This is a genomic window from Pseudoalteromonas sp. SiA1, from assembly GCF_018732205.1.
GTDB classification, from domain to species: Bacteria; Pseudomonadota; Gammaproteobacteria; order Enterobacterales; family Alteromonadaceae; genus Pseudoalteromonas; species Pseudoalteromonas tetraodonis.
Window position 1 is genome coordinate 1,865,714 of the sequence record NZ_CP076084.1, and the last position, 13,507, is coordinate 1,879,220.

General features: G+C 40.1%; 13 protein-coding genes. 6 read left to right on the top strand and 7 right to left on the bottom strand.

Annotated features, from left to right (window positions below; genetic code table 11):
- Nucleotides 1-87: 87 nt before the first annotated feature.
- Together KK487_RS08590 and KK487_RS08595 are read right to left on the bottom strand one after the other, a co-directional pair.
- Nucleotides 88-2,337 carry an NAD(P)-binding protein gene (locus KK487_RS08590; protein ID WP_215521710.1) on the bottom strand — a complete coding sequence of 750 codons (2,250 nt, stop codon included), beginning with the start codon at nt 2,335-2,337 and terminating at the stop codon, nt 88-90.
- A 20-nt stretch (nt 2,338-2,357) separates the two neighbouring features.
- Complete coding sequence (locus tag KK487_RS08595; protein ID WP_215521711.1) at nt 2,358-3,293, bottom strand: acetoacetate decarboxylase family protein; 936 nt, start codon at nt 3,291-3,293, stop codon at nt 2,358-2,360.
- Between the two features lie 413 nt (nt 3,294-3,706).
- Here KK487_RS08595 and KK487_RS08600 point away from each other — a divergent pair, with 413 nt between their 5' ends.
- Together KK487_RS08600 and KK487_RS08605 are read left to right on the top strand one after the other, a co-directional pair.
- On the top strand, nt 3,707-3,874 hold the full coding sequence (locus KK487_RS08600; protein ID WP_007375427.1) for a hypothetical protein: 168 nt from the start codon (nt 3,707-3,709) through the stop codon (nt 3,872-3,874).
- A 122-nt stretch (nt 3,875-3,996) separates the two neighbouring features.
- Nucleotides 3,997-4,830 (top strand): transporter substrate-binding domain-containing protein, encoded by an 834-nt coding sequence (locus tag KK487_RS08605; protein WP_036954547.1) that lies wholly within the window; start codon nt 3,997-3,999, stop codon nt 4,828-4,830.
- Between the two features lie 50 nt (nt 4,831-4,880).
- On the opposite strand, the gene KK487_RS08610 is transcribed toward KK487_RS08605, so the two are convergent.
- The 5 genes from KK487_RS08610 to rnm form a co-directional block, all read right to left on the bottom strand.
- Complete coding sequence (locus KK487_RS08610; protein ID WP_028835143.1) at nt 4,881-5,462, bottom strand: YceI family protein; 582 nt, start codon at nt 5,460-5,462, stop codon at nt 4,881-4,883.
- A 1-nt stretch (nt 5,463) separates the two neighbouring features.
- Nucleotides 5,464-6,015 (bottom strand): cytochrome b, encoded by a 552-nt coding sequence (locus KK487_RS08615; protein ID WP_024603087.1) that lies wholly within the window; start codon nt 6,013-6,015, stop codon nt 5,464-5,466.
- Nucleotides 6,016-6,162: 147 nt separating this feature from the next.
- Nucleotides 6,163-7,005 carry a segregation and condensation protein A gene (locus KK487_RS08620; RefSeq protein WP_036954544.1) on the bottom strand — a complete coding sequence of 281 codons (843 nt, stop codon included), beginning with the start codon at nt 7,003-7,005 and terminating at the stop codon, nt 6,163-6,165.
- A 2-nt stretch (nt 7,006-7,007) separates the two neighbouring features.
- Nucleotides 7,008-7,628, bottom strand: coding sequence for an L-threonylcarbamoyladenylate synthase (locus KK487_RS08625; protein ID WP_013465078.1), 621 nt, complete (start codon nt 7,626-7,628; stop codon nt 7,008-7,010).
- Nucleotides 7,625-8,479: an RNase RNM gene (gene rnm, locus KK487_RS08630; protein WP_036954542.1), complete on the bottom strand. Its 855-nt coding sequence runs from the start codon at nt 8,477-8,479 to the stop codon at nt 7,625-7,627. Before rnm ends, KK487_RS08625 begins: the two co-directional genes overlap by 4 nt.
- A 445-nt stretch (nt 8,480-8,924) precedes the next feature.
- On the opposite strand from rnm, the gene KK487_RS08635 reads away from it, so the two are divergent.
- From KK487_RS08635 to trpCF, 4 genes are read left to right on the top strand one after another with little or no spacing between them, the layout of a single operon-like run.
- Nucleotides 8,925-10,493, top strand: a complete 1,569-nt coding sequence (locus KK487_RS08635; protein WP_128583785.1) for an anthranilate synthase component 1 — start codon at nt 8,925-8,927, stop codon at nt 10,491-10,493.
- 1 nt (nt 10,494) lies between these two features.
- Nucleotides 10,495-11,097, top strand: coding sequence for an aminodeoxychorismate/anthranilate synthase component II (locus KK487_RS08640; RefSeq protein ID WP_013465081.1), 603 nt, complete (start codon nt 10,495-10,497; stop codon nt 11,095-11,097).
- 10 nt (nt 11,098-11,107) lie between these two features.
- A complete protein-coding gene (gene trpD / locus KK487_RS08645) occupies nt 11,108-12,145 on the top strand; it encodes an anthranilate phosphoribosyltransferase (protein WP_036954536.1) in 1,038 nt (345 codons plus the stop codon).
- On the top strand, nt 12,138-13,502 hold the full coding sequence (trpCF, locus tag KK487_RS08650; RefSeq protein ID WP_036954534.1) for a bifunctional indole-3-glycerol-phosphate synthase TrpC/phosphoribosylanthranilate isomerase TrpF: 1,365 nt from the start codon (nt 12,138-12,140) through the stop codon (nt 13,500-13,502). The genes trpD and trpCF overlap by 8 nt, the downstream gene beginning before the upstream one ends.
- Nucleotides 13,503-13,507: the final 5 nt, after the last annotated feature.

The following is a 13,507-nucleotide window of genomic DNA, read 5'->3' on the forward strand; positions in this document are numbered from 1 at the left end:
TTCTTGTGACCTTTACGCTAGACAAATGTAAACAGCATGTTTAATTATATACTAATCAATCGATAATACGGTTATATGAATAATATTTTAATGTTTGAGGGCTGCAAATGCATCTTCGCCACTAATGTGTTGTGGGTAACCTACCATTGCTCTTGCTGTTTGCATACCAGCCATGACAGCCGCTTCAACACAACCGGCATTAACGCCTGTTTTTATCCAGTCACCGGTAATAAAAAGATTGGTAAATTGTGTTTCATCAGTTGCCAGACGATATTGACTTGAGCCCGCAACTGACAAAACATAGCGCTCACTGGGATCCACATTTACTCGCCAGTATTGAGCATTTAATCGTTCATCCCCTGATAACTGAGAGCCATGCAAAACAGACCAGTCAAATTGATTATTTTGATACGCTAATGGCCAAATAGCCTGTATGTTATTTTCTAGCATACCTTTAAGATTAGCTTTTACTTGCGATTTTGCTTGAAAGACAAATTGATGTTCACTTTGTGGCGGGTAATAGTCACAAGGAAAAACACTGCAAAAGTAAGCAATGTTTTTAGGAGAACAATCGATAGGCCATTGCTCTTTGTCGATTAAATTCATCATCGCCGCCCATGTATCAAATGGTTCGCTAAAGCTACTGAGAATGGGGCCTTCTTTGCTAGGTGGCCTATATTGCCAACCTAATTGCTCGTCAGTCTTACTAAGCCACAATTGGGCTGCCTGCGTTGCCACCGTTTTAACTTGCTTTGCTTGAGCTGCAAAATTTGTATCCAATGCAAGTAAAGAAGGACATACATGTTCAAGTGAGGCAACAGATACGCCAAGAATAATCCTGTCAAAGTCATCTTTGTAGCGTAATTCTTTTATTGGTAGGGGCTGCCCAAAATGGTTTTCATACTGAGCAGGCCAGTTAGACCAAAAAGATTCTAAATTAATATTATGCTGTTTTAATAGTGCAGCTTGTTCACTATTAATTTGCGCATAAAGCGGCTCACTTGGCCAACAAGGTAGTTTTTTCACATCAACAAGTGGTTGATATTCAGCGCCTGATTTCAAAGTAACTTGTTGCTGTAACTTAATTATCTCAACAAAACGTTCACCCTGCTCATTTAGGCTGGGTTCCAGGTTTTGCAATTGATGGAAATACTCAAACTTAACCCCTCTTTTTTTTAGTAGCTCATACAGTGGAGCAAAAATGACATCGCCCATCCCCGCTTGCATTTTCCACATGACGCCACCGCGATAACACAGCGCAATACGTAACATAGCCAGTGATGCAACACCGGCTTCAACATTAGGCTTACTGATGTCTCCATCAGCGTAAGCAAATACTAAATCATAAAATCCCCGTATTGGCGCAGAGTTAGCACTGTACTGCTCATTTGCCCCATTTCTTATCAGCCACTGTCTAAAATCAAATTTGTTTATGACCCCAAACCCATCTCGATATACTTTGTCTTTGACCAGGCCAACCAACATTGCAATAGCAAGGTCTGCACAAATATATAATCGTCTAAGCTGCGCATTATTGTCTAATAACTCAATCATTTCGCTATTTAGCCAACGCTTTAGTTTTCTAACTATATACCAAATGACAAGGCCATCTTTTTTCTCTTGTACTTGGGGTTTTAATGTATTGTCAGCGTGAGCAAACTGATTTAATTTACTTATTAATAAGCTGGGAGTAGAGGCTATTTCACTCGAGTATTGTTTTATATCATCAGCAAAGTGTTGCCAAGTTTCCTCTGTATCATCAACCAAGTCCGCTATTTGTTGATGTAAATGGCGTAATAAAGACTGATCACGAGATTTTTTTGTGCTCAAATTTATATTTTTATTGGCTTTTTTTGCGGCTAATTGTAAATCCAGTATCCACTTTTTTAGCCAAGCTAGGGTCATTTTAATAAAGTCCCATGGCGTAATATCCAAATTACCCTCCGCAGGATTTCCAGGTAATAAGGGGAAATCTATTGGCCATGTTTGCCATTGATCATTAATATATTCTTCTAGTGCTATAAAACTATGCGGCTTTAATGCTTGCTGCCATGTAGATAAAGGTGAATCGACTGGGCGTTGTAACTGAGTGTAAACCGTTTCTATTGTTTTAAAGCTATTTACATAAGCACCAAACCATACATGCAAGCCATGCTCTTCAATACGCTGCCCACGAGCCGCATTGCGGCCACTTGCGCCTTTACCACCTAAACGCCAACCTTGTTGGTATACAGTAATAGTTCGATGCTGTTGCCAATCACGCTGCTCGGTTAAATACAGTGCAGCAGTCATAGCCGATACACCGCCACCAATTATCACAATTTTTTCTTGGCCCATGATAAATCCTTCTAAGTAATTTAAATTTTAGTTGCGGCTAACTGGTCAAAATCCATTTGAACATAAAATGGTAAGTGCAGCGCTTGACTACCTAACTTCAGACCAAACATATCGGCAAGGGGGAAACTATCTAATTTATTAAGATGTAAAGTAAACTCAGGTTTCAGAAATTTAAAGCGATGTATTTTTTTAATCATAGAGGGTGAGTACATTACGCTTTGGTATACCGCTGAATCACTACTGCCATCGGGAAATTGCTTAAACAATATTTGATCCATTTGTGGATTAACAAACCCACTCAATAGCTGCTTTAATAATGACAAATCAATGCCTAAATGTTTACGAGAAAACAAATTTGCTACTTGCTCGCCAAAATCATCTAGGACAGAGAAAAAGTCATTTTCGTGCCCCTGAGAGTTTATTGTAATTGTAAATAACTCATGCATTTGCAGCTTTGATTCAGGCGAAAAATGATCAAAGCATTCTAAAGATAGTGAAAAATTCGAAAGCTCAGTTACACACTCGGGCATAATGTAATCACATAAATATTTATTATAGCCCCACGTTTCGCGACCATTTATGAGTGCATAAATGTTATTAACGCAGATAAATGCTGGATACCAATATAAGTAGCTTATATCCTCATTTTCAACTTTAGCGACAGGCAACCAGATGATAATATCTGTTTCTTGCATCCAACCATGCTGATCGAAAGGCGGTGTCATTGAGGCTATTTTTTCAATATCTGTAAATGTAATAAGCGCAAACTCGCCAAGTATTTTAAAACGAATATTCCCTTTAACGCCTACGTTTAGCGTTGAATCAATATATCTTTGTGATTTAGCTAATTCTACCTCAGCAAAAAAGCCATACATATTCGCATTGTGCATACGACAAGGCGGCTTTGCTATTGGATTAGATAAAAAATGTTGATATGGCGTAGATAGTGAGCTCATTTGACCCCCTCAGTTAAAAACTGAGTATAGTCAGATATATTCGGGTCTGTTGACCTTTGCGAATTAATATTTATGGCTATATGTGAATTCCACTCGATTCAAAGTATATTAATAAATTGCTTGCAAAGTAAAATGTTGTGAGGTAGTATCGCTGCTTGGCTATAAAAAGCCCTAGCGGTTAACCTCTTTACCCTGATCCAGTAAGCCCCGCAAAACGTATATTCAGAAGCTAAGTTATTGTACGGCGAGAACCCCTATTAATACCTTGATGATTTATTTTTAATATCATCGTAAAAGTGTCATAAAGATCGTCAACACTGTAATGAAGCTAAACACAATTAGATTATTTATCATCTGTAATGTGCTTTAAGAAAAAGCCCAGAATAAATAACAAAAATAAAGTGAGTTTTATTATGTCATACAAATATAACGGATCTATGATCCAAATAGCACATCCAGTGCAATCAATTTCGGTTAACAAACATCGTGTAATCTTTAGCGATACACAAGGTTTGAAAAATGCATTGTTTCAAAAAGCAAGTGATGCACGTCAATTTGTAAAGTGGCTCAAAGCCAGCTAATTATCATTGATAAGTTAAACACTTATAAATAAATCTAAATGCCAGCGTAAAGCTGGCATTTTACTTTTTGGTGTATTATTGACTACACTTAAATCCTTGTTTATTTATTCGTTGTAGTGCAAATGCGGTTTTCGTGGTTAATACTGTTAGTCTGTGTATTTTTAAGCACAAAGTGTAATGCCAGAACAATAAAATGGTTAACACATGATTTTGCGCCCTACTACATTATAAGCGGGCCGAACAAATCCCAAGGTCGTGACGAAAGTATTATTTCGCTTTTAGAACAGCAGCTGCCGCATATTACCTTTGAAAGAGTGATCATCCCCTCAGGTAAAGTGATTCAGGAACTCGCAAACCTGCAGTCTAATGCCTGTGCTTTGTCGCTCTATAAGAATAAATACCGCGAAGAGCGTGTTTATTTCACACATCAAAGCTCTACAGCAGGGCTTTCGCCATCAATTGCCATGCATACCAAGTTAAGCAGTGCGCTAGAGATTGAAGACGCTAAACCAGTGTCATTAACCAATTTATTAGTTAATAAAAAGCTTACCTTAGGTGTATCTATGAATCGCTCCTATGGCAGTGAAATTGATAAAATAATCAACACCACACCCGGTATAAATCTGGTCATTCGACCAACTCGCGATACCCTCAGTACGTTAACATATATGCTTAACCTTAAAAGAATTGATATTTTATTAGGTTACCCAAGTGAACATTATTATTTAGCAAAAACAATGGGCTTTACTGATAATTTAACCCAGCGGATGCTCACTGAAGCACCAGAAATAAGTTACGGTTACATTGGCTGTACTAAAAACGAGCAAGGTGCAGAAGATATTGCTACGCTTAATCAACAACTCAAACTGATTAAGCAGACTGAAGACTATAAACAGATATTAACTCGGTGGTTGCCAAGTCATTTAAAACCCAAATTAGAAGCACATTTACAATAATAAAAAGCTAAGCGTGTTACTAATTAGCGCTTAGCTTTTTTAAAATAGTCTTACTGGCGAATACCTTCAATAAATAAACCAATATCAACATGGGTAGATGCTGGGCCTAAGTTATAGTCAATACCGTAGTCGGCCAGTTTTAAGCTAGTTTCTCCTTCAAAACCAACACGGTAACCACCCCATGGATCTTGACCTTCACCAATTTTATCTATTTCAAAGGTAATTGTCTTCGTAACACCGTGTAGAGTAAAGTCACCGGTTACAGTGGCTTCTTCACCGTCTTCGTCAAACTTAATCGCTGTACTCTTAAAGCTTGCCTGTGGGTATTTGCTTACGTTTAAAAAGTCACTACCACGTAAGTGTTTATCACGTTCTGCGTGATTTGAATCTAGGCTTGCCGTATCAATATTTACACTAATTTGAGACGCATTTGGATTTTTAGCATCGTAGTTAAATTTGCCATCAAAGGTATTAAAACGACCGTGCAGCCAGCTGTAGCCTAAATGTTTAATCTTAAAGTTTACAAAAGCATGCGCACCTTTTGTGTCAATAACATAATCTGCGGCATTCGCAGTGGTCGCTGTCATAAACATCGCTGCTGATAACGCTGAAGTTAAAAATAATTTTTTCATTTTAATCATCCTTTTGTAATGTGATCATTCTAATTAATGTTTTATCTTTATCGATAAAGTGATGTTTTAGCGCACCTAACACATGCAATACTACAAATCCAATTAATAAGCATGCGCTATAGAAATGGATTTGCCCGGCTATATCAGCCTGAGAATCAAACGCAAAGTCGATAGCTTTTACATAAAAAAAGCCAAATACTTCTATGGGTCGTCCATCAGCCGTCGAAATTAAATACCCTGACACCATAATGATCAGTAAAAACAGATACATTAAAATATGTGCTGTTTGGGCTAATTGATTTAACTGCTTGTTACTGCCAATCGGACTTGGTTTAACACTAAAGTGTCGCCATAACAGCCTAAAAACAAAAACCGCTGCTAAGCTAAGGCCAATGCTTTTGTGTAGGTCTAATGATCCTTTATACCAACTATCATAATAAGTCAGCTCAACCATATATAAACCTAAACCAAACAGACCAAACACGGTCAGCGCCATTAGCCAGTGTAAAAATATAGCCACCACGCCATAGCTGGTTTTTGAGTTTTTAAACATTCCCTACTGCCAATCTCTTATTTAGTAATAACACTACGATATAATGATTAAGTGGTGATTAAAATAGCATATGCAAACACTCATCGTGCGTATACGCACAGTAAAATGTATAAGGTTAATATAATTGCAAATGACGTTGAGAAGGGATTAGCTAGCAGCTGACTCGTTAAGAGACACGTATATTTGGCTATCAGGTTCAACCTGTAAGCAGGCAATCAGGCCCTCTTTTATTAGTTCTAACATAGCGATAAAACTAACAACAACCCCACTGCGTCCCTCTTCAAAGGTAAATAATTGAGTAAACGCAACAGGCGCTTTTGATTGGGATAAGGTATTTAAAATCAAGCTCATGCGCTCACGCGTTGAAAGGGTTTCAGCGCTAATTAAATGATGCTCGAATGTTTTTGCACGCGCCATGACATCGCTTAGCGCTAACAATAAATCTTTGACTGCCAGTTCAGGTAATGGCTGGTTTTTTTCTGCTAGTTCCGGCACGCTTGCCTGCGCTATAAAGATATCGCGGCCAACACGAGGTAGGCTGTCTATATTTTCGGCCGCTTTTTTAAATTGTTCGTACTCTTGTAGACGTTTTATAAGTTCGGCGCGGGGATCGTCTTCTTCTTCTAACTCTTCATGAACAGGCAGTAACAGCCTAGATTTAATTTGGGCCAGCAATGCCGCCATTACTAAATATTCACCCGCGAGTTCTAGCTGGAACTCGCTCATCATTTCAACATATTTAACATACTGCTCAGTAATGCTAAAAATAGACAACTCAAGAACATCTAACTTATGCTTTTTAATTAAATAAAGCAGCAGATCCAAGGGCCCTTCAAAGGTTTCTAAAATAACTTCAAGGGCATCAGGCGGGATATATAAATCTTCGGGTTTATCAACAACGGCTTTACCATGTAAAAATGCCAGAGGCAGCTTTTGCTGCACTGGCATATCAGGTGTTGGCGTTGATGATAGCGTCTCAGACTGTTTCATTGTTATTCAAATGGCGTCGTATCACCGCAACCAACACGAAGAATTTGAATATCATCTTCTGATAAATCAATCACTGTGGTCGCCTGCTCAGGTAAATACCCACCATGAATAATTAAATCCACATGTTTATCAAGGCGCTCTAAAATGTCATCGGGATCAGCTTGAGTAAACTCTTCGCCCGGTAAAATAAGTGAGCACGACATTAAGGGCTCACCCAGCTCAGCTAATAAAGCACACGCTATTGGGTGCTCTATAACACGTATGCCTATGGTTTTTTTCTTGTCGTTTAATAACCGCTTAGGCACTTCTTTTGTACCTTTAAAAATAAATGTGTAAGGCCCTGGGGTATTATTTTTAATAAGCCTAAACATTTGGTTATCAACACGTGCATAAGTAGACAGCTCAGATAAATCACGGCATACCAAAGTAAAATTGTGATGTTTTTCAATGCCACGAATACGTTCAATGCGCTCTTTAGCTTGCTTATTACCTAAATTACAGCCTATCGCATATCCTGAATCTGTAGGATACACAACTACGCCGCCTTGTTTAATAATATCAACAGCTTGAGAAATTAATCTAGGCTGTGGATTATCTGGATGTATATGAAATAATTGACTCATAATGCAACTCCTTCGTGCTTTTCCCATGTTTGCCAAACCCCTTGGCAATCTTTAGGTAAGTATAAATTTTTTCCAAGTTCTAAATAGCTAGTCGGAAAATGAAAATCAGAGCCTTGTGAGCAAAGTAGCTCGTATTCTTGGCTCAATAGCCCTAAAAACTGACGTTCACTTGGCGCCTGCTGCGGCTGAGCAACTTCCATTGCATCTCCGCCTACTGATTTAAATTCCACTAACAATTTACGTAGCCACTTGTTCGACATTTTATAGCTACTTGGGTGCGCTAAAACGGCCACCCCACCTGCGGCATGAATCGCCGCAATAGCTGTTTGCATATCACACCAATTACTTGGCACGTAACCGGTTTTACCTCGCCCTAAATACTTTTTAAATACCCCAGGAAAGTTTTTAGCTACACCACGCTCAATCAATGCTCTGGCAAAGTGAGCGCGAGTAATTTGTGCATTTTCGGCCAGCTCGCGAGCTTGTTGGTAAATACCCTCAAAACCATTTTTATTTAGTCGATGGCCAATCTCTATCGCGCGGGTTTCGCGTTTTTGCTGCTGCTCGCTTAGTAATGTATGCAAGGTACTATCTTTGGTATCAATATTTAGTCCAACAATATGAATTTCAAAACTTTCCCACTTGGTTGATATTTCAACCCCGTTAATAAGTTTAAGCGGCAAATTTTCACGTTTGATAAAAGCCCGTGCAGGTTCAATAGCAGCCACCGTATCGTGATCGGTAATAGCAAATACATCAATATTTTTGTCGACTGCTCGCGCTAATAATTCCTCAACGGTTAAATGTCCGTCTGAGTGCGTGGTGTGACTATGTAGGTCGTATTTTATCAAATGAAAACTACTTAAATTTAGGGTTTAACGGTGTTTCACCCAGTATAACAAGTTTTTTAACTAAATTGTTTTAAATAAACACTTGACACAAAAGCAGTTGATACGTTTTACTGTAGCCACTTTTAGACATTAAAGAATTAACAACAATGAAAAATACAATTCACAACATCATTTGGTGGTGGCACTCTTAAAATCAAGGGTGATGAATTGTCGTGTCTAAACAAAAAATTCTAACCCGCTACCATGCGGGTTTTTTTATCACTAAATTTTGTAATACAAGATTAACAGGAATTAAAAACATGAATAACGTAAACACTCTTACACATCATTGGTGGTGGCGCCTGGCATAGCGGGACGGTAATGGTCTATCTATAATTTAGACATCGTTATTCAACCCCCGCACTGCTTAGCATTGCGGGGTTTTATTTTTTTTAGGGGATGAGGTTTGATTTTTAGTCATATAACAACAACACCAGGTGAAGTGACCAGCATAACGCAAGTACGAGACTACATAAGTAGCCCACTTGCATTGTATGCCGCACTTGATAAACCTAACTCACTATTACTTGAATCTGCAGAGATAGATTCTAAAGATAGCGTAAAAAGCTTAATACTCGTTGATTGTGCACTGCGTATTGTCTGCCAAGGCAATCAAGTGAGCGTAACAGCACAATCAAATAATGGTCAGCAGTTACTCAGTTATTTACAAGCTAATGTAAAAAACTGCGCATCACAGTTATCCGATACCACATTAACACTGGAGTATCACCCAGTAGATGACACCATTGACCAAGCCAGTAAGCTGATTGCAGATAACGCTTTTAGTGCATTACGCAGCTGTTTAAATAGCATTAAAAGTACCACCAACAATCCATTCTCGGTGTTTTTAGGCGGCGTATTTGCCTACGACATGGTGGCTAATTTTGAACAACTCACCGATGTATCCGACGGGGAAAACACCTGTCCAGACTATGTTTTTTATTTAGCAGAAACACTGGTTGTTATTGATCATCAAAAACAAACAACGGAATTAATTGGTAACGTATTTAATGGCCCTGATGTACATGCAAACTGCTTTGAAGTAGGCAAACAATTAGAGCGTTTGAATACATTATGCGACCATGCTGCTGACTTTAACGCACCAAGCCAAACTGGCGACTGCCCAGTGAGTGTCGATATTAGTGATGAGCAATACTGCCAGCAAGTAATTAAGCTCAAGCAACACATAGTCGATGGCGATATTTTTCAAGTGGTGCCTTCTCGTACCTTCTCACTACCCTGTCCTGACTCTTTACATGCCTACAGCCAGCTAAAAAAACAAAACCCTAGTCCGTACATGTTTTATATGCGCGATGAAGATTTCTCATTATTTGGCGCATCTCCTGAGTCCGCGCTTAAATACGAAGTTCAATCTCAACAGGTCGAGGTTTATCCGATTGCCGGCACACGCCCTCGCGGCAAATTTGCTAATGGACAAATCAACCCTGATTTAGATAGCCGTATTGAGCTTGAGCTTAGAAACGATCAAAAAGAACGTGCAGAGCATTTAATGCTGGTTGATTTAGCGCGTAATGATGTGGCCCGCATTAGCGTGCCGGGTACGCGCCATGCCAAAGAGCTATTAAAAGTAGACCGTTACTCACAAGTAATGCACTTAGTGTCGCGCGTGGTGGGGAAATTAAAACCCGAACTAGATGCCCTACATGCTTATCAAGCCTGCATGAACATGGGCACATTAGTGGGCGCGCCAAAGGTAAGAGCTGCAGAGCTTGTGCGCCAAACCGAAGGAAAACGCCGCGGCAGTTATGGCGGCGCAGTTGGCTATTTAACTGGTGATGGTGCAATGGACAGCTGTATTGTTATTCGTGCAGCCTTTGTTAAAAATAATATTGCTTATGTGCAAGCTGGCGCTGGGGTTGTATTTGATTCAGACCCAATGTCAGAGGCTAACGAAACTCGCGCTAAAGCACAGGCGGTGATCACCGCGATTAAATCGACATATGAGGCTGTATAAAATGAGTGAAGCACACCCTATTAAAATTTACTTTTTAGATAACTTTGACTCATTTAGCTATAACCTTGTTGATGAACTAACAATGCTAGGTGCTGAGTTAGTTGTTTACAGAAATAACATTAGCGCTGAAGTAATATTCAACAAAATGCAGGCAGAGCATAAGCAGGTATTACTGGTTTTATCGCCAGGCCCAGGGGCACCGAGTGATGCGGGCTGCCTAATGGAATTAATTAGCTTGTGCAAAGGTAAATTTCCAATGCTGGGCATTTGTTTAGGCCAACAAGCACTAACACAAAGTTATGGCGGAGTAATCGGTCATGCTGGTGAAACCGTACATGGTAAGTCATCAATTATTGAGTTAGACGATCACCCGGTGTTTAACGGAATGGGCAGCACTATGCCAGTGGCGCGTTATCACTCATTAATGGCCACAAAAGTACCTGATAACTTAGCGGTTATTGCAAAGTATCAAGATATCCCAATGGCTATTTATCATCATCAAGACACTGCGCTGGGTTATCAATTCCACCCAGAATCTATTTTAACGCCCAATGGCGCTATGCTGCTACAGCAAAGCGTTGCCTATTTAACGCGTGCCAAATAAAGGGAACATTATGACTACACAATTACAAAACTCGCTTAATGTTCAACAGGCTATTGAGCACGTTATTGCCAAGCAATCATTGAGCTATGCACAAGCAAAAACACTTTTTGATCAAATAATGCAAGGGAATATGAGCGATATTGAGCTCTCTGCACTGTTAATTAGCCTTAAAATGAAAGGTGAAATAAGCGATGAAATCGCCGGTGCCGCGGCCTCAATGCGTGAAAACGCCGTGGCATTTATAACCAATAAAACTCAACTTGCCGATAGCTGTGGTACCGGTGGCGATGGTTCGAACACTATCAATATCAGTACAACCGCGGCAATTGTGGCAGCCGCTGCCGGTGTTAATATGGTAAAACATGGCAATCGCAGTGTATCGAGTAACTCAGGGTCTGCTGATTTACTCAAAGCACTGGGGATCAATATCGATATGACCCCAGAGGTCGCTGCTCATTGTTTAGAGAGCACAAATTTTACCTTTTTATTTGCACCGCACTATCACAGCGGCGTGCGCCATGCGATGAACGTACGAACCACTTTAAAAACCCGTACTGTTTTTAATATTCTTGGGCCGCTAGCTAATCCCGCTGCTCCAGATGTTCAATTACTGGGGGTATACGATGAATCTTTGTGCCTACCTATGGCGCAAACTCTTCATACTCTGGGCACTAGACGCGCTATGATAGTTCACGGCTCTGGCACCGACGAAATTGCCTTGCATGGCCCAACACAGGTTGTTGAGCTGGATAACGGCAAAATCACCCAATACACACTCAACCCTAGTGATTTTGACCTTGCAAACTATTCACTTGAACAATTAGCCGGTGAAGGCCCACAATACAATGCAAACGCCAGCCTTGCCATTTTACAGGGCAAAGGCAGCGAGGCACATAACGCCGCTATTATTGTTAACGTTGCTGCATTGCTGTACTTAACTGGCCAAGCACAATCGTTAAAACAAGGTGCACAAATAACACACTCATTATTACGTTCAGGCAAGGCCATGGACACACTAAATGCAATTATTGAGGTAAGTCATGGCTAATGTATTAGACAAAATTATTGCCGATAAAAAAATAGAACTCATTGAACGCAAAGCGGCACGCCCACTTGAGAGCTTTAAGCATCAAGCTGAACCGACTGAGCGTAGCTTTTATCAAGCGTTAGCAGCACCTGGCACGCAGTTTATTTTAGAGTGTAAAAAGGCATCGCCTTCTAAAGGGTTAATTCGTCAGCCGTTTGATTTAACAGAAATCACCCAAGCGTATAAGCAGTATGCCACTTGTATGAGTGTATTAACTGACGAAAAGTACTTTCAGGGTAGCTTTGATTACCTTGCGTTTGTGCGCAGCCAAGTAGAGCAGCCACTTATTTGTAAAGACTTTTTTATTGATGAATACCAAGTCTATATGGCACGTATTTATGGTGGTGACGCTATTTTACTGATGCTATCAGTGCTTGACGATGAGCAGTATAAAGCGCTTCATGCCGTCGCCGATTCGTTAAATATGTCGGTACTAACTGAGGTGAGTAACGAAGAAGAAGTGCATCGTGCACTGGCACTCAATGCACAAATAATTGGGATTAATAATCGTGACTTGCGCGATTTAAGCACCGACTTAGCCACAACCGAACGACTACGTAAGCTTATTCCTAACGATAAAGTGGTTATTTCAGAGTCAGGTATTTATACCCATCAAGATGTAAAGCGTTTAGCGCCTTTGTGTAATGGTTTCTTAATTGGCAGCTCATTAATGGCTGAGGCTGATTTATTACAAGCGTGTCGCCGCGTAATTCTAGGCGAAAACAAGGTTTGTGGATTAACCCGTAATCAAGATGCCATTGCGGCTTACGACAACGGTGCCCTTTATGGCGGATTAATTTTTTATCCAAAATCACCGCGCTTTGTCGATTTAGATTGCGCCAAAGAAATCAGCCAAAGTACCCCTCTAAAATTTGTTGGGGTGTTTGTTAATGCCGCCATAGCAGAGGTTGCTGAGCACGCTAAACAACTAAAACTGTCTGCTGTTCAATTACATGGCCAAGAAGATGAACATTACATTGCGTCGTTACGTAATGAACTACCACGTAATTGTGAAATATGGAAAGCACAGGCCATTAAAGATGCTTTGCCTCAACCTATTACAGGAGCCGATCGCCATTTATACGACACCCACAGTGATTCACAGGCTGGCGGCACAGGCAAAACATTTGATTGGTCGGTGCTTCGCGATGCCACGACCCCATTTATGCTTGCTGGCGGCTTAAACCCAGACAATATTAGCGATGCACTTTTTCAAGGTGCTCTTGGGCTTGATTTAAATTCAGGTGTTGAAGAGTCTCCAGGTAAAAAGTGTGCAAACAAACTACATCATGCTTTTACAAGTATCAGAAATTATTGAGGTTA

Excerpts from the sequence above, each read along its gene's own strand:
- KK487_RS08590 (WP_215521710.1), bottom strand. The coding sequence starts at position 2,337 with ATGGGCCAAGAAAAAATTGTGATAATTGGTGGCGGTGTATCGGCTATG.
- KK487_RS08595 (WP_215521711.1), bottom strand. The coding sequence starts at position 3,293 with ATGAGCTCACTATCTACGCCATATCAACATTTTTTATCTAATCCAATA.
- KK487_RS08600 (WP_007375427.1), top strand. The coding sequence starts at position 3,707 with ATGTCATACAAATATAACGGATCTATGATCCAAATAGCACATCCAGTG.
- KK487_RS08605 (WP_036954547.1), top strand. The coding sequence starts at position 3,997 with ATGCGGTTTTCGTGGTTAATACTGTTAGTCTGTGTATTTTTAAGCACA.
- KK487_RS08610 (WP_028835143.1), bottom strand. The coding sequence starts at position 5,462 with ATGAAAAAATTATTTTTAACTTCAGCGTTATCAGCAGCGATGTTTATG.
- KK487_RS08615 (WP_024603087.1), bottom strand. The coding sequence starts at position 6,015 with ATGTTTAAAAACTCAAAAACCAGCTATGGCGTGGTGGCTATATTTTTA.
- KK487_RS08620 (WP_036954544.1), bottom strand. The coding sequence starts at position 7,005 with ATGAAACAGTCTGAGACGCTATCATCAACGCCAACACCTGATATGCCA.
- KK487_RS08625 (WP_013465078.1), bottom strand. The coding sequence starts at position 7,628 with ATGAGTCAATTATTTCATATACATCCAGATAATCCACAGCCTAGATTA.
- KK487_RS08640 (WP_013465081.1), top strand. The coding sequence starts at position 10,495 with ATGAGTGAAGCACACCCTATTAAAATTTACTTTTTAGATAACTTTGAC.
- trpD (WP_036954536.1), top strand. The coding sequence starts at position 11,108 with ATGACTACACAATTACAAAACTCGCTTAATGTTCAACAGGCTATTGAG.
- trpCF (WP_036954534.1), top strand. The coding sequence starts at position 12,138 with ATGGCTAATGTATTAGACAAAATTATTGCCGATAAAAAAATAGAACTC.